Origin of the sequence: Pseudomonas sp. NFXW11, from assembly GCF_049887815.1 — a bacterium.
GTDB lineage: Bacteria > Pseudomonadota > Gammaproteobacteria > Pseudomonadales > Pseudomonadaceae > Aquipseudomonas.
The window spans coordinates 138,499-163,572 of the sequence record NZ_JAGEKI010000005.1 but is presented as its reverse complement, the minus strand read 5'-3'; the positions used below and the strand labels follow the sequence as shown (position 1 = coordinate 163,572).

Annotated in this window: 23 protein-coding genes; 11 read left to right on the top strand and 12 right to left on the bottom strand. The window is 62.8% G+C overall.

Annotation, left to right across the window (positions count from 1 at the left end; all coding sequences use genetic code 11):
• Positions 1-4: 4 nt before the first annotated feature.
• Positions 5-571, bottom strand: coding sequence for a CsiV family protein (locus tag J4P02_RS10255; RefSeq protein ID WP_426189705.1), 567 nt, complete (start codon positions 569-571; stop codon positions 5-7).
• Positions 572-581: 10 nt separating this feature from the next.
• Positions 582-4,031: a transcription-repair coupling factor gene (gene mfd / locus J4P02_RS10250; protein WP_426189703.1), complete on the bottom strand. Its 3,450-nt coding sequence runs from the start codon at positions 4,029-4,031 to the stop codon at positions 582-584.
• Positions 4,032-4,384: 353 nt separating this feature from the next.
• Between mfd and J4P02_RS10245 the strand changes: the two genes are divergently transcribed.
• Positions 4,385-5,848: a glyceraldehyde-3-phosphate dehydrogenase gene (locus tag J4P02_RS10245; RefSeq protein ID WP_426189701.1), complete on the top strand. Its 1,464-nt coding sequence runs from the start codon at positions 4,385-4,387 to the stop codon at positions 5,846-5,848.
• 88 nt (positions 5,849-5,936) lie between these two features.
• On the opposite strand, the gene J4P02_RS10240 is transcribed toward J4P02_RS10245, so the two are convergent.
• Positions 5,937-7,229, bottom strand: coding sequence for an MFS transporter (locus J4P02_RS10240; protein ID WP_426189699.1), 1,293 nt, complete (start codon positions 7,227-7,229; stop codon positions 5,937-5,939).
• A 382-nt stretch (positions 7,230-7,611) separates the two neighbouring features.
• Between J4P02_RS10240 and J4P02_RS10235 the strand changes: the two genes are divergently transcribed.
• Positions 7,612-8,532, top strand: coding sequence for an FAD:protein FMN transferase (locus tag J4P02_RS10235; RefSeq protein ID WP_426189988.1), 921 nt, complete (start codon positions 7,612-7,614; stop codon positions 8,530-8,532).
• A 199-nt stretch (positions 8,533-8,731) separates the two neighbouring features.
• Positions 8,732-10,126 (top strand): Si-specific NAD(P)(+) transhydrogenase, encoded by a 1,395-nt coding sequence (gene sthA / locus J4P02_RS10230; protein WP_426189697.1) that lies wholly within the window; start codon positions 8,732-8,734, stop codon positions 10,124-10,126.
• Between the two features lie 42 nt (positions 10,127-10,168).
• On the opposite strand, the gene J4P02_RS10225 is transcribed toward sthA, so the two are convergent.
• Both J4P02_RS10225 and J4P02_RS10220 read right to left on the bottom strand, forming a co-directional pair.
• Entirely contained in the window at positions 10,169-10,891 is a 723-nt protein-coding gene (locus J4P02_RS10225; protein WP_426189695.1) for a glycerophosphodiester phosphodiesterase, read from the bottom strand.
• Between the two features lie 50 nt (positions 10,892-10,941).
• A complete protein-coding gene (locus tag J4P02_RS10220) occupies positions 10,942-11,529 on the bottom strand; it encodes a PilZ domain-containing protein (protein WP_426189693.1) in 588 nt (195 codons plus the stop codon).
• Between the two features lie 94 nt (positions 11,530-11,623).
• Between J4P02_RS10220 and J4P02_RS10215 the strand changes: the two genes are divergently transcribed.
• From J4P02_RS10215 to J4P02_RS10205, 3 genes are all read left to right on the top strand, one after another.
• Complete coding sequence (locus J4P02_RS10215) at positions 11,624-12,874, top strand: lipoprotein-releasing ABC transporter permease subunit (protein ID WP_426189691.1); 1,251 nt, start codon at positions 11,624-11,626, stop codon at positions 12,872-12,874.
• Positions 12,875-12,881: 7 nt separating this feature from the next.
• Complete coding sequence (gene lolD / locus J4P02_RS10210) at positions 12,882-13,565, top strand: lipoprotein-releasing ABC transporter ATP-binding protein LolD (RefSeq protein ID WP_426189689.1); 684 nt, start codon at positions 12,882-12,884, stop codon at positions 13,563-13,565.
• A 70-nt stretch (positions 13,566-13,635) separates the two neighbouring features.
• Positions 13,636-14,880: a lipoprotein-releasing ABC transporter permease subunit gene (locus J4P02_RS10205; protein ID WP_426189687.1), complete on the top strand. Its 1,245-nt coding sequence runs from the start codon at positions 13,636-13,638 to the stop codon at positions 14,878-14,880.
• 70 nt (positions 14,881-14,950) lie between these two features.
• Here J4P02_RS10205 and J4P02_RS10200 read toward each other — a convergent pair whose 3' ends face one another.
• On the bottom strand, positions 14,951-16,312 hold the full coding sequence (locus tag J4P02_RS10200; protein WP_426189685.1) for a heavy metal sensor histidine kinase: 1,362 nt from the start codon (positions 16,310-16,312) through the stop codon (positions 14,951-14,953).
• A complete protein-coding gene (locus J4P02_RS10195) occupies positions 16,312-16,992 on the bottom strand; it encodes a heavy metal response regulator transcription factor (RefSeq protein WP_426189683.1) in 681 nt (226 codons plus the stop codon). Before J4P02_RS10195 ends, J4P02_RS10200 begins: the two co-directional genes overlap by 1 nt.
• Before the next feature lie 157 nt (positions 16,993-17,149).
• Between J4P02_RS10195 and J4P02_RS10190 the strand changes: the two genes are divergently transcribed.
• Positions 17,150-17,716: a cupredoxin domain-containing protein gene (locus J4P02_RS10190; protein WP_426189681.1), complete on the top strand. Its 567-nt coding sequence runs from the start codon at positions 17,150-17,152 to the stop codon at positions 17,714-17,716.
• 67 nt (positions 17,717-17,783) lie between these two features.
• Complete coding sequence (gene queF / locus J4P02_RS10185) at positions 17,784-18,614, top strand: NADPH-dependent 7-cyano-7-deazaguanine reductase QueF (RefSeq protein WP_426189679.1); 831 nt, start codon at positions 17,784-17,786, stop codon at positions 18,612-18,614.
• 60 nt (positions 18,615-18,674) lie between these two features.
• Here queF and J4P02_RS10180 read toward each other — a convergent pair whose 3' ends face one another.
• Both J4P02_RS10180 and J4P02_RS10175 read right to left on the bottom strand, forming a co-directional pair.
• Complete coding sequence (locus J4P02_RS10180; RefSeq protein WP_426189677.1) at positions 18,675-18,938, bottom strand: DUF4404 family protein; 264 nt, start codon at positions 18,936-18,938, stop codon at positions 18,675-18,677.
• Between the two features lie 122 nt (positions 18,939-19,060).
• Positions 19,061-19,681 carry an HAD family phosphatase gene (locus J4P02_RS10175; RefSeq protein ID WP_426189675.1) on the bottom strand — a complete coding sequence of 207 codons (621 nt, stop codon included), beginning with the start codon at positions 19,679-19,681 and terminating at the stop codon, positions 19,061-19,063.
• A 237-nt stretch (positions 19,682-19,918) separates the two neighbouring features.
• Here J4P02_RS10175 and J4P02_RS10170 point away from each other — a divergent pair, with 237 nt between their 5' ends.
• Positions 19,919-20,572: an MlaA family lipoprotein gene (locus tag J4P02_RS10170; RefSeq protein WP_426189673.1), complete on the top strand. Its 654-nt coding sequence runs from the start codon at positions 19,919-19,921 to the stop codon at positions 20,570-20,572.
• Positions 20,573-20,638: 66 nt separating this feature from the next.
• On the opposite strand, the gene J4P02_RS10165 is transcribed toward J4P02_RS10170, so the two are convergent.
• Positions 20,639-20,938, bottom strand: a complete 300-nt coding sequence (locus J4P02_RS10165) for a PilZ domain-containing protein (protein ID WP_426189671.1) — start codon at positions 20,936-20,938, stop codon at positions 20,639-20,641.
• Between the two features lie 276 nt (positions 20,939-21,214).
• Between J4P02_RS10165 and rssB the strand changes: the two genes are divergently transcribed.
• Together rssB and rssC are read left to right on the top strand one after the other, a co-directional pair.
• The gene (gene rssB / locus J4P02_RS10160) at positions 21,215-22,399 is read left to right on the top strand and encodes a two-component system response regulator RssB (protein WP_426189986.1); all 1,185 of its coding nucleotides are present in this window, start codon (positions 21,215-21,217) and stop codon (positions 22,397-22,399) included.
• A complete protein-coding gene (gene rssC, locus J4P02_RS10155) occupies positions 22,396-22,878 on the top strand; it encodes an anti-sigma factor antagonist RssC (protein ID WP_426189669.1) in 483 nt (160 codons plus the stop codon). Before rssB ends, rssC begins: the two co-directional genes overlap by 4 nt.
• 71 nt (positions 22,879-22,949) lie before the next feature.
• Here rssC and tal read toward each other — a convergent pair whose 3' ends face one another.
• Both tal and dusA read right to left on the bottom strand, forming a co-directional pair.
• A complete protein-coding gene (tal, locus tag J4P02_RS10150; protein ID WP_426189667.1) occupies positions 22,950-23,876 on the bottom strand; it encodes a transaldolase in 927 nt (308 codons plus the stop codon).
• A 177-nt stretch (positions 23,877-24,053) separates the two neighbouring features.
• Entirely contained in the window at positions 24,054-25,064 is a 1,011-nt protein-coding gene (gene dusA, locus J4P02_RS10145; protein ID WP_426189665.1) for a tRNA dihydrouridine(20/20a) synthase DusA, read from the bottom strand.
• Positions 25,065-25,074: the final 10 nt, after the last annotated feature.

The following is a 25,074-nucleotide window of genomic DNA, read 5'->3' as shown; positions in this document are numbered from 1 at the left end:
TCGATCAGTCCGCTACTTCGGTAGGCGCTGGGCGCGGCGCCGGTGCGGTGAGCGAAGTGATCTTGATCAGCAGTGCCAGGTGGCCGTTATCCAGGTAGTTGAGCTGGCCGTTCTTGGTGTGGCTTTGCTGCTGCAGGTGCTCGCTGCGGGTGACCAGGCCATTGCCGTCGATCTGGTTGATCCAGAAGTTCGCCTGCACATCGGTGAAGCGGCCGAGGGTCAGGGCCAGGGTGCCTTCGATGGGGAACTGGCCAAACTGTTCCGGGCCGTCGCTGAGGGCGACCTTGACCGGGGTTTCACCCAGGGTCTGTTGCCAGGCCCGGTGCAGCAGCACGCTGTAGTTGCCGCTGGCGCCGAGCTTGTCCACGATCGGCCCCAGGGCCGGGGTGCGCTGGCTCTCGGGGCGCAGATGCTGGGCGCCGGCGGCCCAGTCTTCCGGTGCAGTGCGACTGAGGATCGGTGGCTCGGCATTCTGCCGAACCAGGATCATTTCCACCTGGTACAGGTCATCGGCCAGAGCCATTGGCGCGACCAGGGCCAGAAGCAGGGTCAGGGAGCGAAACAGGCGCATGGGGCGTCCTTCAAGCAGATTTCGGGGTGAGGCGCTCGAACAGCGCCTCCACTGTATTAAAGCGCTCTTCCGGCCGCTCCATCGGCACCATGAACTTGAACTGGGTCGCGCCTTCGAACTTGTAGCGTTTGGGCTGGCCCTGGATCAGCTTGATCAGTGCCAGCGGGTCCACCGGAGTATCGGCGGCGAACTCGATGCGACCGCCTTGCGGGCCACCGTCGATCTTCTTGATCCCCAGCTGTTCGGCCTGGAGCTTGAGCAGGGTCAAGCGCACCAGGTTCTTGGTCGGTTCCGGCAGCAGGCCGAAGCGGTCGATCATCTCCACCTGCAGGTCCTTGAGGCCGTCCTCGTCGGTGGCCGAGGCAATACGCTTGTAGAGAATCAACCGGGCGTGGACGTCCGGCAGGTAATCCTCGGGAATCAGTGCCGGCAGGCGCAGGTTGATTTCCGGGCCGCCGCCCAGGGGCTGGTCGAGGTTCGGCTGCTCACCCTTGCGGATGGCTTTCACCGCGCGTTCGAGCATCTCCATATAAAGGGTGAAGCCCACGGCCTGGATCTGCCCGCTCTGGCCGTCGCCCAGCAGTTCGCCGGCGCCGCGGATCTCCAGGTCGTTGGTGGCCAGGACGAAACCGGCCCCCAGGTCCTGGGTGTTGGCGATGGCTTCCAGGCGCTTCTCGGCATCGGCGGTCACTTGCTGGCGCGGTGGCGTCAGCAGGTAGGCGTAGGCCTGGTGGTGGCTGCGCCCGACCCGGCCGCGCAGCTGGTGCAACTGGGCCAGGCCGAATTTGTCGGCGCGCTCGATGATGATGGTGTTGGCGCTGGGCACGTCGATCCCGGTCTCGATGATGGTCGAGGCGATCAGCACGTTGAAGCGCTTGTGGTAGAAGTCGCTCATCACCTGTTCGAGTTCGCGTTCGCGCATCTGCCCGTGGCCGATGCCGATTCGTGCTTCCGGCACCAGTTCGGCGAGGTCGGCGGCGCATTTCTCGATGGTCTTCACGTCGTTGTGCAGGTAGTACACCTGGCCGCCGCGCAGCAGTTCGCGCAGCAGGGCTTCTTTCACCGTACTCTTGTTCTGCTCCATGACAAAGGTGCGCACCGACAGGCGCCGCGCCGGCGGGGTGGCGATGATCGACAGGTCGCGCATGCCCGAGACCGCCATGTTCAGGGTCCGCGGGATCGGCGTGGCGGTCAGGGTGAGGATGTCCACTTCGCTGCGCAGGGCCTTGAGCCGCTCCTTCTGGCGCACGCCGAAACGGTGCTCTTCATCGATGATCACCAGGCCCAGGTTCTTGATCTTCACATCGTCCTGCAACAGCTTGTGGGTGCCGATGACGATGTCGATCTTGCCCTCGGCGAGGTCGGCCACTGCGGCATTGACTTCCTTGGCCGACTTGAAGCGGCTCATCACTTCCACAGTCACCGGCCAGTCGGCGAAGCGATCGCGGAAGCTGTTGTAGTGCTGCTGGGCGAGCAGGGTGGTGGGCACCAGGATCGCCACCTGTCGGCCGCCGTGCACGGCGATAAAGGCCGCGCGCATGGCCACCTCGGTCTTGCCGAAGCCGACGTCGCCGCACACCAGGCGGTCCATGGGCTTGGGCGAGAGCATGTCCTCGCGCACCGCTTCGATGGTGCTCTGCTGGTCGGGGGTTTCCTCGAAAGGGAAGCCGGCGCTGAAGGTGGCGTAATCGGCCTTGGGGTCGGCGAAGGCATAACCTTCGCGGGCAGCGCGGCGGGCGTAGATATCCAACAGCTCGGCGGCCACGTCGCGCACCTGTTCGGCGGCCTTGCGCTTGGCTTTCTGCCAGGTTTCCGAGCCCAATCGGTGCAGCGGCGCCAGGGCATCGTCGCTGCCGGTGTAGCGGGCAATCAGGTGCAGGTTGGCCACCGGCACGTAGAGCTTGGCACCCTCGGCGTAGGCCAGGGTGAGGAACTCCGCGACCTGGTTGTCGATTTCCAGGGTGGCCAGGCCCAGGTAGCGGCCGACGCCGTGGTCGATATGCACCACGGGCGCGCCTTCACGCAGTTCGGTGAGGTTCTTGATCACCGCATCGTTGTTGGCGTCGGCGCGTTTTTCCCGGCGCCGGCGCTGCATCACGCGCTGGCCGAACAGCGGGCTTTCGGCCACCAGGGCCAGGGCTGGGCTTTCCAGCAGCAGGCCGTCGTCCAGCGGGGCGATGGTGATCGCCAGGCGTTCCTTGCTGGCGACGAAATCCGGCCAGTTGTCGACGGTCTTGGGCCGCAGCTTGAGGCGCTCCAGCAACTCCAGCAGCACCTCCCGGCGGCCGGCGGATTCGGCGGTGAACAGCACTCGCCCGGGGAACTGCTCGAGAAAGCCCGAGAGTGCCGCCAGCGGCTGGTTAGCCTTGGCCTCGATGGCCAGGTTGGGCAGCGCCTGGGCCGGGAAGCGCTCACGCCCCACGCCGGTCTCGATGTCCTGCTGGCTGGCCACCACCCGCGGCCAGCTTTTCAGCCGGGCGAAGCAGTCTTCCACCGGCAGGAACAGCTCTGTCGGAGGCAGCAGGGGCCGTGCCGGGTCGATGCGGCGTTCTTCATAACGGTTGCGCACATCGTTCCAGAAGTTTTCCGCGGCCTGCTCGATGCCTGGCAGGGAGAACACCTGGGTGTCCTGGGGCAGGTAGTCGAACAGGCTCGAGGTTTCTTCGAAGAACAGTGGCAGGTAGTACTCGATACCCGCCGGGGTGATGCCGCTGCTCAGGTCCTGGAAGATCGGGCAGCGGCGGAAGTCCACGTCGAAGCGCTCGCGAAAGCGCGCCTTGAAGCGGGTCACCGCTTCTTTCTGCAGGGGGAATTCCTTGGCCGGCAGCAGGCGTACCGAATCCACTTTGTCGATGGAGCGCTGGTTCTCCGGGTCGAAGGTGCGCAGGGTCTCGATTTCGTCATCGAACAAGTCGATGCGATAGGGCAGCTTGCTGCCCATGGGGAACAGGTCGATCAGCGCGCCGCGCACGGTGAACTCGCCGTGTTCGTAGACCGTGTCCACATAGCGATAGCCGCTGGCTTCCAGGCGCGTGCGCATCTGCTCCACATCGAGCTTCTGGCCCACATCCAGCACCAGGCTGCTGCCCAGCAGGTACTGGGTTGGCGCCAGGCGGTGCAGGGCAGTGGTGATGGGCACCACCAGCACGCCATGCTCCAGTTCCGGCAGCCGGTAGAGGCTGGCGATGCGCTGGGAAATGATGTCCTGGTGCGGCGAGAACAGGTCGTAGGGCAGGGTTTCCCAATCGGGAAAATGCAGCACCGGCAGATCCGGGGCGAAGAAGCTCAGCTCCTGCTCCAGCCGGTCGGCGCTTTGGCTGTCGGCGGTCAGCAGGAGGGTGAAACGCTTGGCCGCACTGGCGGCTTCGGCGATGGCCAGGCTCAGGGCGGCACCGGGCAGGTTGCCCCAATGCTGTTTACCGGCGGCGGCGGGGAGTAGCGGTAGACGCAGGACGGGCACGGACGGTCAAGCTCCAAGCGTTGCGACAAAGTCGGTAATTGTAACGGTGCGCGATAGTCACTGTCAGTGGCTGATGCGTCTATTCCGCTGGTTAGGGCAAATGTAGTGGTAATCACAACAAAATGCGTTTTTGCGGTGAAAATGTAGTGCCAAATTGTACCGGTGTTACGGAGGGTTACAGATAGTCGCGGGTCTTGTTCAAAAAATTGACGGTGCTGGAGGCCCCGGTTTTACTGGCTTCCAGCGAGGTGATATTTTTTTGCAAGGGTTTTTTCTAGGCTTTTGCACGACAGGCGCGCATTGCTAGAGCAGAAACTGGGCGGCATAATGTAGCCCCTTTTTTCTGTCCCTACATGTGGAAGGTTCCCGTGACTCAGAAGCCCGACCAGTGTCTTGGTGAATGGATCGATCGAGAAGCACTCGCAGAAGCGATGATTCCGCTTATCGGTCAGCTTTACCGCAATAACAATGTGGTGAGCTCGATCTATGGCCGCAGCCTGATCAACCAGTCCGTCATCGCGATTCTCAAAGCCCACCGCTTTGCTCGCCATCGTCAGTCCGATGACGCGGAATTGTCCGTACATGAAACTTTCCCACTGCTCAAAGCCATGAGCGAGCTCAAGCTCGGCGCCGCCTCGGTGGACCTGGGCAAGCTGGCTGGCAAATTCAAGGCCGAGGGCAATGGCCGCAGCGCCGAGCAGTTCGTGCGTGACGAACTGGCCGACGTCGTGGGTCAGCAGAACACTTCGGCCCGCAAGGGTACTGACGTGGTGCTGTACGGCTTCGGTCGTATCGGCCGCCTGCTGGCACGCATCCTGATCGAGAAAACCGGTGGTGGCGACGGCCTGCGTCTGCGCGCCATCGTGGTGCGCAAGGGTGCCGACAACGACCTGACCAAGCGCGCCAGCCTGCTGCGTCGCGACTCGGTGCACGGTTCGTTCAACGGCACCATCACCATCGATGAAGCCAACAACACCATCACCGCCAACGGCAACCTGATCCAGGTGATCTACGCCAAGAGCCCGAGTGAAATCGACTACACCCAGTACGGCATCCAGGATGCGCTGATCGTCGACAATACCGGTGTATGGCGTGACGCCGACGGCCTGGCCCAGCACCTGGCCTGCCCGGGCGCTGCCCGCGTGGTTCTGACCGCACCTGGCAAGGGCGCGCTGAAGAACATCGTGCACGGCATCAACCACGGTGAAATCGCCGCTGACGACAAGATCATCTCCGCCGCCTCCTGCACCACCAACGCCATCGTGCCGGTGCTCAAGGCCGTGAATGACCAGTACGGCATCGTCAATGGCCACGTTGAAACCGTTCACTCGTTCACCAACGACCAGAACCTGATCGACAACTTCCACAAGGGCAGCCGTCGTGGCCGCTCGGCGCCGCTGAACATGGTGATCACCGAGACCGGTGCCGCCACCGCCGCTGCCAAGGCGCTGCCAGTGCTCAAGGGCAAGCTGACCGGCAACGCCATTCGTGTGCCGACGCCGAACGTGTCGATGGCCATTCTCAACCTGAACCTGGAGAAGGCCACCAACCGCGAGGAGATCAACGAGTACCTGCGCCAGATCGCCATGCACTCGGACCTGCACAAGCAGATCGACTTCGTCAGCTCCCAGGAAGTGGTGTCCACCGACTTCGTCGGTTCCCGCCACGCCGGTGTGGTCGATGCCGAAGCCACCATCTGCAACGATAACCGCGTTGTGCTGTACGTCTGGTACGACAACGAGTTCGGTTACAGCTGCCAGGTAGTGCGGGTGATGGAAGAGATGGCCGGGGTCAACCCGCCAGCTTTCCCGCGCTAAGCGACCCGCAATAAAAAACGCCCCGACTTGTCGGGGCGTTTTTGTTGCTGGCCTGCATTCTTGGAGTCGCTGCCGGCGAAGCCTTGTATCAGATACCACCAGCCGCTTGCGCGGTGCGCAGTTCGTGGCGATTGCCGCGGAACAGCACCAGGGTGGCGATCAGCCCCAGCACTGCTGCGCCACTGAGCCAGATGCCTGGCGCCGCCTGGTTGCCCAGGATGTGGATCAGGTAGGTGCAGGCCGCCGGGGTGAAGCCGCCAAAGGTCGCGGTGGCCAGGCTGTAGGCCAGGGAGAAACCGGTGGTGCGCACTTCCACCGGCATGATCTCGGTCAGGGCCACCACCATGGCGCCGTTATACGAGCCATAGAGGAACGACAGCCACAGCTCGACGATCAGCAGGTGGCTGAAACTCGGGTTGGCCACCAGCCAGGACAGTGCCGGGTAAGCGGTAAGGATCGCCAGGATGGTGGCGCCCAGCAGCAGTGGCTTGCGACCGATGCGGTCCGACAGCGAGCCCATCACCGGCAGCCAGAAGAAGTTCGACAGGCCGATGCACACGGTCACCAGCAGCGAGTCGAAGTCCGACAGGTGTAACTCGGCTTTGCCGAAGGTCGGGGTGTAGGCGGTGATCAGGTAGAAAGACACGGTGGTCATCACCACCAGGGCCATGCCGGCGATCACTATGCCGAAGTTCTGGCCGATGGAACGGACGATTTCCTGCAGCGAAGGACGGTGCTTGCGCGCCTGGAACTCCGGGGTTTCTTCCAGCGAGCGGCGGATGATGAAGATCGCCGGGACAATCATGCAGCCCACCAGGAACGGTACGCGCCAGCCCCAGTCGCCCATCTGCTCGGGGCTCAGCCAGTGGTTCAGGCCCACCCCCAGCAACCCGGCGAAAACCACCGCGGCCTGCTGGCTGGCCGATTGCCAACTGACGAAGAAACCCTTGCGGCCCGGGGTCGATATTTCGGCCAGATAGACCGATACGCCGCCCAGTTCCACTCCGGCGGAGAAGCCCTGCAGCAGTCGCCCGGCCAGCACCAGCAGTGGCGCGGCAACGCCCAGGGTGGCGTAGCCCGGTACGCAGGCAATCAGCACCGTGCCTGCGGCCATCAGCGCCAGGGTGATGATCAGACCCTGGCGACGGCCGTGACGGTCGATGTAGGCGCCGAGGAAGATCGCCCCCAGGGGGCGCATCAGGAAACCGGCGCCGAAGGTCGCCAGGGACAGCATCAGCGAGGCGAAGGCACTGTCGGCAGGAAAGAAGGTCTTGGCGATCGCCGTGGCGTAGAAGCCATAGACCATGAAGTCGAACATCTCGAGGAAGTTGCCGCTGACAACGCGAAATATCGCCTTGCCTTTGCCCGTGGTCGTGGACATTTTTTCACTCACTTTGGCTGTCTTGTTAGCAATCCCTGGTCGTTATGCGTCCCTCACTGCTAAGGCGGGGCACGAGGCTGCACGCTGAGCAGTTTTGTAACAATATGTGTGTGTGAGTGATCAGGCAACTAAAACTCTTGATGTGGCCGCCATGGCTCTAGCTCGCGGTTTGGTGGCTGGCAAGAGAGAGGAGGAGGGCGCGCGGCATTGTCCGTCTGTCGCATAATGGCGCGCGCTCGGCCCGTCGGCCCTGTGCAGAGCCTGATCCGGGGAGAGCAGCTTGTTGCGCAATGAACGCTGGCGCTGGTGCCTGTGGTGTGGAATCGGCTGGCTGTTGAGCGGCTGTGGTGGTGATCGCCTGGAGAGCTTTTCCGGGCCGACCATGGGCAGCCGCTATTCCGTGCAGTACGTGCGTGCGGCCAAGGGGCCGGCGGTGGAGCAGGTCAAGGCCGAGGTCGAGGGCATCCTGGCCGAAGTCGATGTGCAGATGTCCACCTATCGCAGCGATTCGGCTATCGAGCGCTTCAATGCCCTGCCGGGCAACAGTTGCCAGCCCATGCCCGAGCCGGTGCTGCAACTGGTGCGGGTCGGCGAGCAGTTGTCCCGGGACAGCGATGGTGCCTTCGACCTGACGGTGGAACCGCTGCTGGATCTCTGGGGCTTCGGTCCGCAGGGGCGCACGGAGCAGGTGCCGAGTGCTACCGCCCTGGCCGAGGTGCGGCAGCGGGTTGGCTACCAGCACCTGCGCATCGAGGGTGTAGAACTGTGCAAGGACGCCGCGGTGGAGGTGGACTTCAACAGCATCGCCGCCGGTTACGCCGTGGAGCGCATCGCCGAGAGGCTCACCCAGCTTGGGGTGAGGAGTTTTCTCGCCGAGGCCACCGGTGAGCTCAAGGCAGTGGGGCGCAAGCCCGATGGCTCGCCCTGGCGCATTGCCCTGGAGGAGCCCCGGGACGATCGGCAAGTAGCAGAGCGGGTGATCGCCCTGGACGGCTATGGCGTTTCCACTTCCGGCGACTACCGTAACTATTTCGAACAGGACGGCCAGCGCTATTCCCACACCTTCGATGCCCGCACCGGCAGGCCTATCACCCACAAGCTGGCCGCAGTGACGGTGATTCATCCTTCGACGCTGATGGCCGATGGCTTATCGACGCTGTTGCTGATTCTCGGCCCTGAAGTGGGGTGGGATTACGCGGAAAAACACGCCATCGCCGGATTTTTTGTGATGCATGCCGATACAGGTTTCGTCACACGCAGCACTCCGGCGTTCGATGCACTGTTGGCCGGGCCAAAACAATAAGCGGGCGCGCTGGCGAACGCGGTAGTGCAGGCAAAAGTAGCCTACGACGCGACCAAGGGTTAATGTGCGCGGCGTTGACGCTTCTATAGACTGTGCCCGGGTTCGTCACCGAGCCAAATTGATCCTTCATGCCGCTGGCCGCGGCGTGATTTAGCCGTCGATGCCAGAAGCGCATCGCGGCCTGTTCTGAGGAGTACGCATGGCTGTCTACAACTACGACGTAGTGGTGCTGGGTTCAGGCCCCGCTGGAGAAGGTGCGGCAATGAACGCCGCGAAAGCAGGACGCAAGGTGGCGATGGTCGATAGCCGTCGCCAGGTCGGCGGTAACTGCACTCACCTGGGGACCATCCCGTCCAAGGCCCTGCGTCACTCGGTCCGGCAGATCATGCAGTTCAACACCAACCCGATGTTCCGGGCCATCGGCGAGCCGCGCTGGTTCTCCTTCCCGGACGTGCTCAAGAGCGCCGAGAAGGTCATCGCCAAGCAGGTGGCTTCGCGCACCGGCTACTACGCGCGCAATCGGGTCGATGTGTTCTTCGGCACCGGCAGCTTCGCCGACGAGCAGACCGTGGAAGTGGTGTGCGCCAATGGCGTGGTGGAAAAACTGGTGGCCAAGCACATCATCATCGCCACCGGCTCGCGGCCCTATCGCCCGGCGGACATCGATTTCAACCACCCGCGTATCTACGATAGCGACACCATTCTCAGCCTCGGTCATACCCCGCGCAAACTCATCGTCTACGGCGCCGGGGTCATCGGTTGCGAATACGCATCGATCTTCAGCGGCCTCGGGGTGCTGGTGGAACTGGTGGACAACCGTGGCCAACTGCTGAGCTTCCTCGATTCGGAAATCTCCCAGGCCCTGAGCTACCACTTCAGCAACAACAACATTACCGTGCGCCACAACGAGGACTACGAGCGGGTCGAAGGCCTCGACAACGGCGTGATCCTGCACCTCAAGTCGGGCAAGAAGATCAAGGCCGACGCCTTGCTCTGGTGCAACGGCCGTACCGGCAACACCGACAAGCTGGGCATGGAGAACATCGGCATCAAGGTCAACAGCCGTGGCCAGATCGAGGTGGACGAGAACTATCGCACCTGCGTGCCGAACATCTACGGTGCCGGTGACGTGATCGGCTGGCCAAGCCTGGCCAGTGCCGCCCACGACCAGGGACGCTCCGCCGCTGGCAGCATTGTCGACAACGGCAGCTGGCGCTTCGTCAACGATGTGCCGACCGGGATCTACACCATTCCCGAGATCAGCTCCATCGGTAAGAACGAGCAGGAACTGACCCAGGCCAAGGTGCCCTACGAAGTGGGCAAGGCGTTCTTCAAGGGCATGGCCCGGGCGCAGATCGCCGGTGAGCCGCAAGGCATGCTGAAGATCCTGTTCCACCGTGAAACCCTGGAAGTGCTCGGCGTGCACTGCTTCGGTTACCAGGCTTCGGAGATTGTCCACATCGGTCAGGCGATCATGAACCAGCCTGGCGAGTTCAATACCCTGAAGTACTTCGTCAACACCACCTTCAACTACCCGACCATGGCCGAAGCCTATCGGGTAGCGGCGTACGACGGCCTCAACCGGCTTTTTTGAGCGGCTCCGGCCGGTGGCCTGAGCCGGCCGGGGAGACCGATTTCAGTAATTCTCGAGGGTGGTGCTGGCCAAACCGGGAAAGTCTGTAATCAGGCTATCTACGCCGAAGTCGGCGAGCCTGCGCATCAGCGCGGGTTCGTTGACTGTCCACACCGACACATGCAAGCCCTGGCGCTGCGCCCGTTGCAGGCGCTCTGGGGTGCACAGGGTCCAGTTCAACGCCAGCATCTCGCAGCCATAGCTCTGGGCGACCTTCAAGGGGTCGAGCCAGGCGTATTCGGCTACCAACCCGCGGGACAGGTCCGGGGTCAGTTCGACCGCGGCCTTGAGCACTTCCCGCGAGCTTGAGGTCACGGTGACCTTGTCCAGCAGGCCGAAACGCTGGGCCAGTTCGCGGATCGCCAGCACCGTGGTGGCGGCGCGAGTGCGCGAGGCGCTCTTGACCTCCAGCTGCCAGTGCTCGAAGGCGCATTGCTCGAACAGTTCTTCCAGGCGCGGGATGGGGCAGGGGTTGACCCAGCCCGGGCCGCCCTTGCGCGCGTCGTAGGTCACCAGCTCGGCGGCGCTGTGCTCCACCACCTTGCCGCGCCGGTCCGTGGTGCGCTTGAGGGTCGGGTCGTGAATCACCATCAGCTCGCCGTCCATGGACAGGTGCAGGTCCAGTTCGCAACGGCGTACGCCGTGCTTGAGGCACTGCTGGAAGCTGGTCAGGGTATTTTCCGGTGCTTCGCCTTTGGCGCCGCGATGGCCGTAGATCAGGGTCACAATTGCTCCTTCACGGATGTCGTTCCTTAAGAGAGGGTCGGGCGTGCTGCCTAGCTGGCGGCGGGGTCGTCCTGCTCTCGAGCCAGGCGTCGTTGCTGAGCCTGTTTTTGCAGGATATAGCGCGCCAGCAGCTGACGCTGGGCGTCGGTCAAGGCTTCGAACTCGGTGCCGATCTCGAAGTTGCCGAAGCCCTGGGGTTCGCAGTGGGTGACCCGGGCGCGCAGCAGCAGGCCCAGGGCCTGGGGCATCAGCAGCAGTTTCACCGCCAGGTGGCTGCCGCTGGGGTAGCTCTGGTGATGGCTGAACTCGATGCCGCCTTCGGAGAGAATCACCCGTTGTGGCTCGCCGAACTGGCCATACACGGTCTGGGCCACCACCTGGCTGAGCAGGTCGATGCGCTTGTTCATGGCCTTGAGGTAGCTGGCCAGGGTGCGATCACGCTCGCTGACCTGGCGCAACAGGTGCTGGGATTCGAACTCACTCAGGTGCAATTCGCTGAGCAGATTGAACAGCGGGGAATCATCCAGCAACACTTCCCTGTGCGCCGCGTCATGGGCGGACAAGGGGCTAATTTCCAGTGCGATCGCGTCCTCGATACGGTAGTATTCGCGGCGATCTTCTTCATCTAATGTCGACATGGCGAACCCATGGTAGAGGCAGTGGTCTGAGTGTAAAGCTGCTTACCAGGCCCCGCCACAAGGACGTCTTCTTTTCCTCTGCACAAGCCCCGACATGTTCAGACCTCTGTTTGCTTTTATCGGCACGCGTTACACCCGTGCAAAGCGTCGCAATCATTTTGTGTCATTCATTTCCCTGACCTCGATGATCGGTCTCGCCCTTGGCGTGATCGTGATGATCGTGGTGCTGTCGGTGATGAACGGCTTCGATCATGAGATGCGCACTCGCGTGCTGGGCATGGTGCCCCACGCCACCCTCGAATCCGGCGAACCCATCAGCGACTGGCAAGGCCTGGCCGACAAGGTCAAGCAGAACCCGAAAGTGCTGGCGGTGGCGCCCTTCACCCAGATGCAGGGCCTGTTGACCAACAACGGCCAGGTGCAGAAGGTGCTGCTCAATGCCATCGACCCGGCGCAGGAGCGGCAGGTGTCGATCATCGATCACTTCATGCAGCAAGGTCAGCTGGATGCCCTGGCGCCCGGCAGCTTCGGCATCGTCATCGGCGACAAGGCGGCTGCCAAGCTGGGCGTCGGCCTGGGGGACAAGCTGACCTTCGTCGCCCCGGAAGTCACGGTGACCCCGGCCGGCATGTTCCCGCGGATGAAGCGCTTTACCGTGGTCGGCATCTTCCATGTCGGTGCCGGCGAGATCGACGGCTACCTGGGGCTGACCAATCTTCAGGACCTGGGCCGCCTGCATCGCTGGAAGCCTGACCAGGTACAAGGCCTGCGGCTGAAATTCGATGACCTGTTCCAGGCCCCGCGCACCGCCTGGGAAATTGCCCAGCAGCTGGGCGAGAACCACTTCTACGCCCGCGACTGGACCCGTACCCACGGCAACCTGTACCAGGCCATCCGCATGGAAAAAGCCATGATCGGCCTGTTGCTGCTGCTGATCGTCGCGGTGGCCGCGTTCAATATCATCTCGACCCTGGTGATGGTGGTGAACGACAAGAAAGGCGATATCGCCATCCTCCGCACCCTGGGCGCCACGCCGGGCACCATCATGGCGATCTTCATGGTCCAGGGCACGGTGATCGGCGTGGTCGGCACCCTGATCGGTGCCGTACTGGGGATGCTCGCCGCGCTGAATGTCAGCGCCGCGATCTCTGCCCTCGAAGGCCTGATCGGCCACAAGTTCCTCAATGCCGACGTGTACTTCATCGACTACCTGCCTTCGCAACTGATGGCCGAGGACGTGTTGATGGTCTGCGGCGCGGCGTTGGTCCTGAGTTTCCTCGCCACCCTGTATCCGGCCTGGCGCGCGGCGCGCACCCAGCCTGCGGAGGCGCTACGTTATGAGTGAGTTGGGCATGAGTGATAAAGCAATCCTGAGCTGCCGCGACCTGGGCAAATCCTACGAGGAAGGCCCGGAATCCGTGGTGGTGCTGTCCGGCCTGCAACTGGAGCTGCACCCGGGCGAGCGGGTGGCCATTGTCGGCACCTCCGGTTCGGGCAAGAGCACCTTGCTCAACCTGCTGGGCGGCCTCGATACACCGTCCAAGGGCAGTGTCTGGCTGGCCGGCGAGGAGCTCTCGGCGCTGGGCGAGAAGGCCCGCGGCCAGTTGCGCAACCGCGCCCTGGGCTTCGTCTACCAGTTCCACCATTTGCTGCCGGAGTTCACTGCCCTGGAGAACGTCTGCATGCCGCTGCTGATCGGCCGCACGCCGATCCCGGAGGCCCGTCAGCGGGCCACTGCGCTGTTGCAGCGCGTCGGCCTCGGTCATCGCCTGGAGCACAAGCCGGCTGAATTGTCCGGCGGCGAGCGCCAGCGGGTGGCCATTGCCCGGGCCCTGGTGAACCAGCCGGGGCTGGTGATGCTCGACGAGCCCACCGGCAACCTCGACTCGCACACCGCCCAGGGGATCCAGGACCTGATGCTGGAGCTCAGCACCTCGATGCGCACGGCGTTCCTGGTGGTGACCCACGACATGCACCTGGCCCGGCAAATGGACCGCGTACTGCACCTGCAAGAAGGTCACCTGGTCGCCATCTGAGGCGACCGCACGCGGCGCTGGCGAAGGTTCGCCGGCGCCGGGTCATTAATTTTTCCAGGGTGCCTTGCCCATGTTCCGACCCTTATCGATCTTTATCGGCACGCGCTACACCCGGGCCAAGCGGCGCAACCGCTTTGTCTCGTTTATTTCCATGACCTCGATGATCGGCCTTGCCCTGGGCGTGCTGGCGATGATCGTGGTGCTGTCGGTGATGAACGGCTTCCAGCGGGAAATGAGCTCGCGCATCCTCGGCATGGTGCCCCATGCCACTATCGTCGGGGTCAAGCCCATCGACGACTGGCAGCCGGTGGCCGCTGCGGCCCTGAAGAACCCGGAAGTTACCGCGGCAGTGCCCTTCACCGAGATGGAAGGCATGCTCTCCTACAAGGGCGCGATGCAACCGATCCAGATCAGCGGCATCGACCCGGCCCAGGAGGGCAAGGTCTCGATCGTGGCCCAGCATATTGTCCAGGGCCGCCTGCAGGACCTGAAACCTGGCGAGTTCGGCGTGGTGATCGGTGAGATCACCGCCCGGCGTTTTCGCCTGAATGTCGGCGACAAGCTGACCCTGATCGTGCCCGAGGTCAGCACTGCACCAGGGGGCATCACCCCGCGCATGCAGCGTCTGAATGTGGTGGGGGTGTTCAAGGTCGGCGCCGAGCTGGACGGCTCCATGGGCCTGATCCATGTCGCCGATGCCGCCGAGATGCAGCACTGGCAGCCCAACCAGGTGCAGAGCGTGCGCCTGGCGGTCAAGGACCTGTATGCCGCGCCTCAGGTTTCCGCGGCTATCGCCAAGGGCCTGGGCACGGACTTCCGCGCGGACGACTGGACCCACACCCAGGGCAGCCTGTTCAGTGCGATGAAGATGGAAAAGACCATGATCGGCCTGTTGCTGCTGATGATCGTGGCGGTGGCGGCGTTCAATATCATCGCCACCCTGATCATGGTGGTGAACGACAAGGGCGCGGACATCGCGATCCTGCGCACCATCGGCGCCACACCGCGCCAGGTGATGGCGATCTTCATGGTCCAGGGCACGGTGATCGGCATAGTCGGCACCTTGATCGGTGGCGTGCTGGGAGTGATCGCGGCGTTGAACGTGAGTGAGTTGGTGGGCTGGCTGGAACGCATCAGCGGCCAGCAGATCTTCAGCTCCGACGTGTACTTCGTCAGTAACCTGCCTTCCGAGCTGCAGGGTGGGGACGTGGCCCTGATCTGCGGTGCCGGGTTCGTCCTGAGCTTCCTGGCAACTGTGTATCCGGCCTGGCGTGCGTCCAAGGTCGAGCCGGCGCAGGCGTTGCGTTACTCCTGACACCCGCTTGCGCTGGCAAGGCCGCTCCTACCCCGTCCATGTAGGAGCCGGCTTGCCGGCGAACAGGTGGTCATTCCTGTCTTGGCAATTCGATCACGAAGCGGGTCCGGCCCGCTTCCGATTCGCAATGAATCTGCCCGCCATGGGCACGAATGATCGACTGGGTAATCGCCAGCCCCAATCCTGCATGCTCACTGCTGCCTTCGCGCCGCGCCGGGTCGGCCCGGTAGAAGCGGTCGAACAGTCGCGGCAGTACCTCCTTGGCAATGCCCACGCCGGTGTTTTCGACACTCAGGCGCAAGTGCCGTGCGCTGTGGTTGATTCGCACCTTGACCGAGCCCCCGGCAGAGGTGAAGCGCAGGGCGTTGTCCAGCAGATTGGACAGTGCCCGTCGCAGCATGCTGCGGTCCCCGACAAAACGGGCCTGGCCTTCACGGGCCAGTTCGATCTGCGCGTCCTCGGCCAGGGGCGCATAGAACTCCAGCAGCATGTCGGTTTCCTCGGCCAGTTCCAGCGCTTCGCGCTTGGGCACTAGCAGGCCGTGATCGGCCTTGGCCAGGTAGAGCATGTCGTTGACCAGCTGGGCCATCCATTGCAGTTCCTCGAGGTTGCTGTGCAGGGCTTCGCGGTAGTCCTCGATGGGCCTGGGGCGGGTCAGGGTGACCTGGGTGTGGGTCAGCAGGTTCGACAGCGGCGTGCGCAACTCATGGGCAATGTCGGCGGAAAAGGCCGAGAGGCGCTGGAACGACTCTTCCAGGCGGCCCAGCATGGCATTGAAGCTGCTGGCCAGTTCTGCCAGCTCGGCGGGCATCTGTTCCTGGGGCAGGCGCTGGGTCAGGGAGCTGGCAGACACCCCGGCGGCCACTGCGCTCATGCGCCGCAAGGGGCGCAGGCCGCTGCGTGCGGCCCAGGCACCGAGCAGCGCGGTGGCCAGGGCCGAAAGACCGACCGTGAGCCAGATCAGGTGCTGCATGCGTTGCAGAAAGTGCTGGTGGTGGGTGATGTCCAGCAGCAGGGTCAGTTGCGCCGAGTCGGCCTGGCCTGGCTGTAGCGGCGCGCGGTAGACGCGGTAGGCGTTGCCGTCCTGGTTCAGGCTGTGCAGGCCCGGTGTCATGGGCAGCGTGGCGGGCAGGGCGGGGGTGCTGTCGAACCAGGTCTGGCCGTCGGCGCCGCTGAGCCGCAGCGCCAGGTCCGGCTGGTGGCTCAACTCGTCCTGCAACCTGGCCTGGTGCCGGGGAAAATCGGCGGCCTGGTTGAGGTCCTGCAGGGCGCTGCGCAAGGCGATCAGCTTGCTGTCCAGCAGTTGCTGGTCCAGCTCGACGAAGTGCGCCTCGCTGGCGCGGCTGAACAACACCCCGGCAAACAGCGAGACCACCGCAGTGCAAGCGGCGAACAGCAGGGCCAGGCGGCCACTCAAGGACAGGCGGCGCATCAGGCCGGGCGCTCTTCAAGTACATAGCCCATGCCGCGCACGGTGTGGATCAGCTTGTTGGGAAACTCATCATCGATCTTCAGGCGCAGGCGGCGGATCGCCACTTCGATGACGTTGGTGTCGCTGTCGAAGTTCATGTCCCAGACCTGGGAAGCGATCAGCGACTTGGGCAGCACTTCGCCCTGGCGCCGCAGCAGCATTTCCAGCAGGGCGAATTCCTTGGCGGTGAGGTCGATGCGCTGGCCGCTGCGCTCCACTCGGCGGCGGATCAGGTCCAGGCGCAGGTCTGCCAGTTGCAGGCTGGTTTCCTGGGGCGTGGCGCTGCCCCGGCGCAGCAGGCTGCGTACCCGGGCCAGCAGCTCGGAGAAGGCGAAGGGCTTGACCAGGTAGTCGTCGGCCCCCAGTTCCAGGCCGTGTACCCGGTCTGCCACGGCGTCGCGGGCGGTAAGGAACAGTACCGGGGTATCCAGCCCGGCGCTGCGCACGGCCTGGAGAATCTGCCAGCCGTCGCGCCCGGGGAGCATCACGTCGAGAATCAGCAGGGCGTAGTCGCCGCTCAGGGCCAGGTGCTGGCCGCTGCTGCCGTCCGCCACCAGCTCGACATTGAAGCCGGCCTCGCTCAGGCCCTGGCGCAGGTAGTGGCCGGTTTTCGGTTGGTCTTCGACGATCAGCAGTTTCATGGCGCAACTCTTGGGTTAGGCAATCCGGGCTTTATACCTGGCCGGCGGCTCGGGCCGGTCAAGCTGACAAAGTTGTAATCTAGCTGTCAGCTGGCTGGCAGCGGTGGCTCGCTAGAGTTTGCCATATGCCTGAACCCGACCCTGTTGGAGCCTGAAGATGAATTTGCCAAACCTGCTGTTGCCAAGCCGCGCCTTGCTGGGCGGCTGCCTGATGCTGTTGAGTGCGTCGCTCTGGGCTTCGCCGGCCGGGTCCTACGATTTCGGCCAGCCGGCGCCGGCGGCCAAGGCCACCCGCAGCGTCGAGGTGGTAATGGGTGACATGTCCTTCAACCCCAAGGCCCTGGAGATCAAGGCCGGTGAAACCGTGCGCTTCGTGCTGATCAACAAGGGCCAGTTGCTGCATGAATTCAACCTGGGCAACCCGGCGATGCATGCCGCGCACCAGCAGGAAATGCTCAAGATGCAGCAGAGCGGGATGCTCACGCCAACCGGCATGCAGGGCATGGATCACGGCTCCATGGACCACGGTTCCATGGGCCAGGGTTCGATGGCAGGCATGGATCACGGCATGCGCCACGACGATCCCAATAGCGTGCTGGTGGAGCCGGGCAAGCAGGCCGAGCTGACCTGGACCTTCAGCAAGAGTGGCAGCCTGGAGTTCGCCTGCAACATTCCCGGGCATTACCAGGCCGGGATGGTGGGCAAGCTGACGGTCAGTCCATAAGCGCCGGGGCTCAAAGGCGCGAGCAAAGGCTGGTAGAATCCGCTGATTCTTCAGTCAGGTTTCCGCCATGCATCCCGCAGCCGAACATTCGCCGCTGGGCAAGTCCAGTGAATACGTTTCTACCTACACCCCGTCCTTGCTGTTCCCGATTCCGCGGGCGGCGAAATGGGCCGAGCTGGGCCTTAGTGCCGAAACCCTGCCTTACAAGGGGGTGGATTTCTGGAACTGCTTCGAGCTGTCCTGGCTGCTGCCTTCGGGCAAGCCAGTGGTGGCCATCGGCGAGTTCAGCATTCCTGCGGACTCGCCGAATATCATCGAGTCCAAATCCTTCAAGCTGTACCTCAACTCGCTGAACCAGACGCCGTTCGCTGACCGCGCAGCGCTGCAGGCAACCTTGCGCGAGGATTTGTCTGCTGCGGCGGGCAAGCCGGTGGGCGTACGAATCCGCAGCCTGGCGGAGGTCGAGGCCGAGGGCGTGGTGGCGTTGCCGGGAACCTGCATCGACGAGCTGGATATCAGTGTCGACAGCTACGAGCATCCGCGTCCGGAACTCTTGCGTTGCGATGCGTCGCGGGTGGTGGAGGAGAGCGTGCACAGCCATCTGCTCAAGTCCAATTGCCCGGTGACCAGCCAGCCGGACTGGGGCAGCGTGGTGGTGCAGTACCGTGGCGCGGCGCTGGATCACGCCAGCCTGCTGGCCTACCTGGTGAGCTTCCGCCAGCACTCGGATTTCCACGAGCAATGCGTGGAGCGGATCTTTCTCGACCTGCAGCGTCTGCTCAAGCCGGAGAAACTCACCGTCTATGCGCGCTACGTGCGTCGTGGCGGGCTGGATATCAATCCCTACCGCAGCACCGAAACGGCGGAGTTCGCCAATCAGCGCCTGGTTCGCCAGTAAGCAAAAGCCCCGCACTGGTTGCGGGGCTTTTCTTTGCGGGTGGCGACGCCGGGATCGTGATCAGATACCGATGTTGCCTAGGGTCTGGACGATATTGCGCAGGGTTGCGGCAATGGCCGGGTGTTCCAGTTCGAAGCGTTCCACCGCCAGGTTGACCCCATCGGCGAGGCTGGCATCTTGGGTGCTGGTCTCCAGCTTGAGTTGCAACTCGATCTGCTGCATCAGTTCTTGCAGGTTGGCGCGCTCGGCTTGCGAAAGCGGAGGGTTCTGCTCCAGTTGCTCGCGCAGGGTATCGAGTTGTTCTTGCAGTTCGCGGGCGGGCATGGCGTTCTCCCTTCATTGATAGGCACAGGGATGGACCGCGCGCTTGCGGCAAAGGTCCATGCCCACGACTTAGAGTAATCCACTCGCGAATGCCGTGCATGATCCTGATCAACAGGCTTATGTCAGGGTTTTTCACCCTTGAGTCGACGCAGTTCGATGTCGGCCAGGCAGGTGCCGAGTTCGCCCAGATGATCGATGACCGAGTGCACGCCCAGGCCGAACAGCTGCAGGGTGGCCTTGCCGCGCTTGAGCTCGCGTTCCTGTTGGCTCAGTGCCTGCCATTCGCTGGGGGCCATGCCACAGAGCGAGCCGCAGGAAGCCAGGCCGATGGTCCAGAGCCCGGCATTGAGCCCGGATTGCAGGAGTTGGGGTTCACCGCTGACCAACACGCAACCGTCCAGGCGCGAGACTTCGAGGGTCATCAGTGCTTGCCAGCAGGCGTCGGGTGCCGGCCAGGGGGCAGGGGTGGAGGGGGTGGGTCTGACCCAATCCGGCAGGTTACTGGCCAGCTGGCGGCTGCTGGTCGCCGGCAACTGTTCCAGCCAGGCACAGGGGATGCCCTGTTGTTGCAACTGGCGCAAGGTATCCAGGGCGCCGGGGGTGGCTTGAGTCTGCTCCGGGCCAGGCTGATCGCTGCCACGCAGGCGGCTGCGGGCGCCGAAATCCACCAGGCAGCCACTGAGGCCGAAGAGTATCGCGGTCAGTGAAAGGGCTGTCTGGGCTGAGGCATCGGCGTGGTGCATGGCAACATCCTTGAGGTACCAGGCGAGGCTAGCCGGGCAAGATGACATGCAGGTGACAAAGAGGTGAACGCCAGGGCCCAGGATCGGCAAATGGTTGAAGGCTGCTTCCAGGGAAGCTGCCTAAACTGGCTTATCCGTTTTATACTTCCGGGCCTAACCTCAGGGCATAGCCCCACGAGCGATCAATCCAAGGAGTTTCCTGCTATGCGCTGGAGCCGTTATCTAGTTCCGCTTTGTATGACTGCCGGTGTGACGCTGGCTCCCTTCGCTGCCCAGGCGGCTGAAGAAGACCCGTGGGAAAGCATCAACCGCCCGATCTTCACCTTCAACGACACCCTCGATACCTATGCCCTGAAGCCTCTGGCCCAAGGCTACCAGGCCGTAACCCCGCAGTTCCTGGAAGACGGCATCCACAACATGTTTCGCAATATCGGCGATATCGGCAACCTGGCCAACGATGTGCTCCAGGCCAAGCCGCGTGCCGCTGGCGTCGATACCGCGCGCCTGCTGATGAACACCACCCTGGGCCTGGCCGGCTTTTTCGATGTCGGCACCAAGATGGGCCTGCAGCGCAACGACGAAGACTTCGGCCAGACCCTTGGCTACTGGGGCGTGGGCAGCGGTCCTTACGTGATGCTGCCTTTGCTGGGCCCGAGCACGCTGCGTGATGCACCGGCCAAGTACGTCGACAGCTACACCACGCCGTACCGCTACATGAACGATATTCCTGCGCGCAACATCACCATGGGCGTGAATATCGTCGATACCCGCGCCAGCCTGCTGGCGGCGGACAAGCTGATCCGTGGCGACAGATACACCTTCATTCGCAATGCTTATCTGCAGAATCGCGAATTCAAGGTCAAGGATGGCCACGTCGAAGACGACTTCTGATCACGCGACTGTCTTGCTGAAATTGAAAAGGCGGCCTTGAGGCCGCCTTTTTCATGGGCTCGGGATTCACTTCATCTTAAGGATTGTAAGCCCAAGTTTCTGACCGCCCCCTTCCAGAGGGTTGATCCAGACCACTTCGGTCTCCGCTTCCAGGCCGCGCAAGGCTGCATGCTCGGAATCGATGCGCACGCTCAGTTGGTCTCCGACCTGGAAAGAGCGGGGCGCCTGCACCTGCATGCCACTGCTGGAAAGGTCGATGCAGACGGCTTCAACCACTTGCCCCTGATGGATCAGCGTGACCTCGGCATCCACCCGCATACGGATGTAATCGCGCTTTTCACTGTAGTCACGCTGGTTCTGGCTCATGGGTTCCATCCTGCGATTGAGTTGCGGTTTTGGCAGTTTTTATAACTCCCGGTGATTTGCGGTGTAAAGACCTCAGGCGACCATCGGCATGAGCTTGAAACGCCCCGCGGATGGGAGTACCGTCTGCGCCTTAGAAGGGCACCTCTGATGGGCGGGCGTGCAGGACTCAACGTCCTGGCTGCACTTGCAGAGTGGCTAGAAAGCGAATCCAGTAGCGTGCACCGGGCCTGTGGCCACAGCACCTACGCCAACCTAATTCTGGCGCCGTTTGCCCACATGCAGAAAACCAGTGCCACGCTGCTGATAATCGATGACGACGAAGTAGTACGCGCGAGTCTCGCGGCCTATTTGGAAGACAGTGGCTTCAGCGTACTGCAGGCCGCCAATGGCCAGCAGGGTCTTCAGGTATTCGAGCACCACAATCCCGATCTGGTGATCTGCGATCTGCGCATGCCGCAGATGGGCGGTCTCGAGCTTATCCGTCAAGTCACTGAACGTTCCCCGCAAACACCGGTGATCGTGGTTTCGGGTGCGGGCGTGATGAACGACGCGGTCGAGGCCCTGCGCCTGGGTGCGGCGGACTACCTGATCAAGCCATTGGAAGACCTGGCCGTGCTCGAGCACTCGGTGCGCCGGGCCCTGGACCGTGCGCGACTGCTCCTGGAGAACCAGCGCTACCGGGAAAAGCTCGAAGCCGCCAACCGTGAGCTTGAAGCCAGCCTCAACCTGCTGCAGGAAGACCAGAACGCCGGACGCCAGGTGCAGATGAACATGCTGCCCAGCAGCCCCTGGTCGATCGATGGATTCAACTTTGCCCACCAGATCATCCCGTCGCTGTACCTGTCGGGAGATTTTGTCGACTATTTCCGCGTGGACGAGCGTCGGGTCGCGTTCTACCTGGCTGATGTGTCCGGCCATGGTGCATCTTCAGCCTTCGTCACCGTGCTGTTGAAGTTCATGACCACGCGCCTGCTGTTCGAGTCCAAGCGCAATGGCACCTTGCCGGAGTTCAAGCCTTCGGAAGTGCTGGGCCATATCAACCGTGGCCTGATCAGTTGTAAGCTGGGCAAGCACGTCACAATGGTCGGTGGAGTCATCGACGAGGAGACCGGTTTGTTGACTTATAGCATTGGCGGGCATTTACCCTTGCCGGTGTTGTACACCCCGGACAGTGTGCGTTATCTGGAAGGGCGTGGCTTGCCGGTGGGCCTGTTCAACGAGGCCGCCTACGAAGATCACATTCTGGAGCTGCCGCCGGTGTTCAGCCTGACGCTGATGTCCGACGGTATCCTGGATCTTTTGTCCGAGCCTACACTCAAAGAAAAAGAAGCGGCCTTGCCCGAACGGGTAAGAGCGGCGGGCGGCAGCCTGGATGGCCTGCGGCAAGTTTTTGGATTGGCCACGCTAGGGGAGATGCCGGATGATATCGCCCTGTTAGTGTTGAGCAGGAACCTTCAATGAGTACTGGTAGAATCCAGTTCGCCGAGCAGGACGGAACCTTCGTCCTGAAGTTCATCGGTGAAGTGCGCCTGACCCTGTGTTCGGCGCTGGATGCGACTATTGAGCGGATTTTCACCGCCCTGAACTTCTCGGCGATCGTCATCGATCTGACTGAAACCCGCAGCATCGACAGCACCACCCTGGGCCTGCTGGCCAAGTTGTCGATCCTCTCGCGGCAGAAGGTCGGGCTGTTGCCCACCGTCGTCACCACCCACGAAGACATCACCCGGCTGTTGCAGTCCATGGGCTTCGATCAGGTGTTCAATATCGTCGATCGTCCTATTCCCTGCCCGGAATGCCTGACCGACCTGCCATCCCAGGATCAGTCGGAGGAAGTGGTACGGATCAAGGTCCTGGAAGCGCACAAGATCCTCATGGGTCTCAACGACTCCAATCGTGAAGCATTCCACGATCTGGTAAGCGCCCTGGAACGTCACTGATCGACTGAAACCCAGGTACAAAAAAGGGCGAACCCGAGAGGGTTCGCCCTTTTTGCGTTGCTGCCGATCTATCAGAGCTTGGCGGCCAGCAGGGCCTCGAGCTTTTCCTGATCGCGGGCGAATTGACGAATGCCCTCGGCAAGCTTCTCGGTGGCCATGGCATCTTCGTTGGACGCCCAGCGGAACTGCGCTTCGTTCAGGCTCTGGCGCGCTTCACCGGTCTTGCCCGGGTTCAGCTTGCGTTCCAGCTTGCCGGTGTCGGCTGCCAGTTTCTCGATCAGGTCCGGGCTGATGGTCAGGCGATCACAGCCGGCCAGTTGCTCGATCTGGTTCAGGTTGCGGAAGCTGGCGCCCATGACCACGGTCTTGTAGTCATTGGCCTTGTAGTAGTTGTAGATGCGGGTCACCGACTGCACGCCTGGATCATCGGCGCCGGTGTAGTCGCTGCCATTGGCCTTCTTGTACCAGTCGTAGATGCGGCCTACGAACGGCGAGATCAGGAACACCCCGGCTTCGGCGCAGGCCACGGCCTGGGCGAAGGAGAACAGCAGGGTCAGGTTGGTCTGGATGCCTTCGCGCTCGAGTTTCTCGGCGGCACGAATGCCCTCCCAGGTGGAGGCGATCTTGATCAGCACCCGGTCACGACCGATGCCGGCTTTTTCATACAGCTCGACCAGGCGATGGGCGCGCTTGAGCATGGCGTTGGTGTCGAATGACAGGCGGGCGTCCACCTCGGTGGAAATGCGCCCGGGAATGACCTTGAGGATTTCCTGACCGACGGCAACCCCGAAGCGGTCGCTGGCCAGGCCGACATCGCCCTTGCAGTCGCTGACGCAAGCGTTCAGCAGATCGGCATAGCCAGGGATGGCGGCGGCCTTGAGCAGCAGCGAAGGGTTGGTGGTGGCGTCCACCGGCTTGACCCGGGCGATGGCGTCGAAGTCGCCGGTATCGGCCACCACGGTGGTGATTTTCTTCAGTTGTTCCAGCTTGGAAGTCATGATCGTGCTCTGTCCTGTGGGTCTGACGACATTACCCGAGCGCTGGCAGGCGCTCAAGGGCGCGAAATGCGTGTTACGGCCCCCAAGGCCACGACCTGAAAACAGGCGTTTGAAGGTGGGGGCGTGATCCGCTGTATGAGACGCCGAAAGGCCTGCCGGGTTCAACCCGGCAGGCGCTCAACGGCCCTCAAGCAGTTGTCCGGCCTGGTCCAGCAGGGCCAGCGGGTCCTGGGTCTTGTGAATATCCACGGACAACAGCTGGCGGAACTTGCGTGCTCCGGGAAAACCCGTGCCCAACCCCAGCACATGCCGGGTGATGTGGTGCATGGCGCCACCGCTAGCCAGATGCTCAGCTATATAAGGGCGCAGTTGGGCCAGGGCCTCGGCCCGGGAAATCACCGGCGCGCTGCTGCCGAACAGCTGCTGGTCCACCTGGGCCAGCAGATAGGGGTTGTGATAGGCCTCACGGCCCAGCATCACTCCGTCGAAGGTCTGCAGGTGTTCATGGCAGGCTTCCAGGGTCTTGATGCCGCCATTGAGGATGATCTCCAACTGCGGGAAATCCGCCTTCAATTGCGCGGCCACCTCATAGCGCAATGGCGGGATATCCCGGTTCTCCTTGGGTGACAGGCCCTCGAGAATCGCGATTCGCGCATGCACGGTAAAGCTGGTGCAGCCGGCCTCATGCACCTGACCAACGAAATCGCACAGCTGGGCATAACTGTCACGGCCGTTGATGCCGATTCGGTGCTTGACCGTCACCGGAATCGACACCGCATCCCGCATCGCCTTCACGCAATCGGCCACCAGCCCCGGGTGCCCCATCAGGCAGGCGCCGATCATATTGTTCTGCACCCTGTCGCTTGGGCAGCCGACATTCAGGTTGACCTCGTCATAGCCATGTTCCTCGGCCATGCGCGCACAGGCCGCCAGATCCACCGGAGTACTGCCACCCAACTGCAGCGCCAGGGGGTGTTCGGACGGGTCATAACGCAGGAAACGCTGATGATCGCCATTGAGCAACGCGCCAGTAGTGACCATTTCGGTGTAGAGCAGGGTGTGCTTGGACAGCAGGCGCAGGAAGTAGCGGCAATGGCGGTCGGTCCAATCCATCATCGGTGCAACACTAAAACGCCGGGACAGCGCAGGGCTTGGATTTACTGGGGTTGTAGCTGAATTCTGGACCATTTTGCTCTAC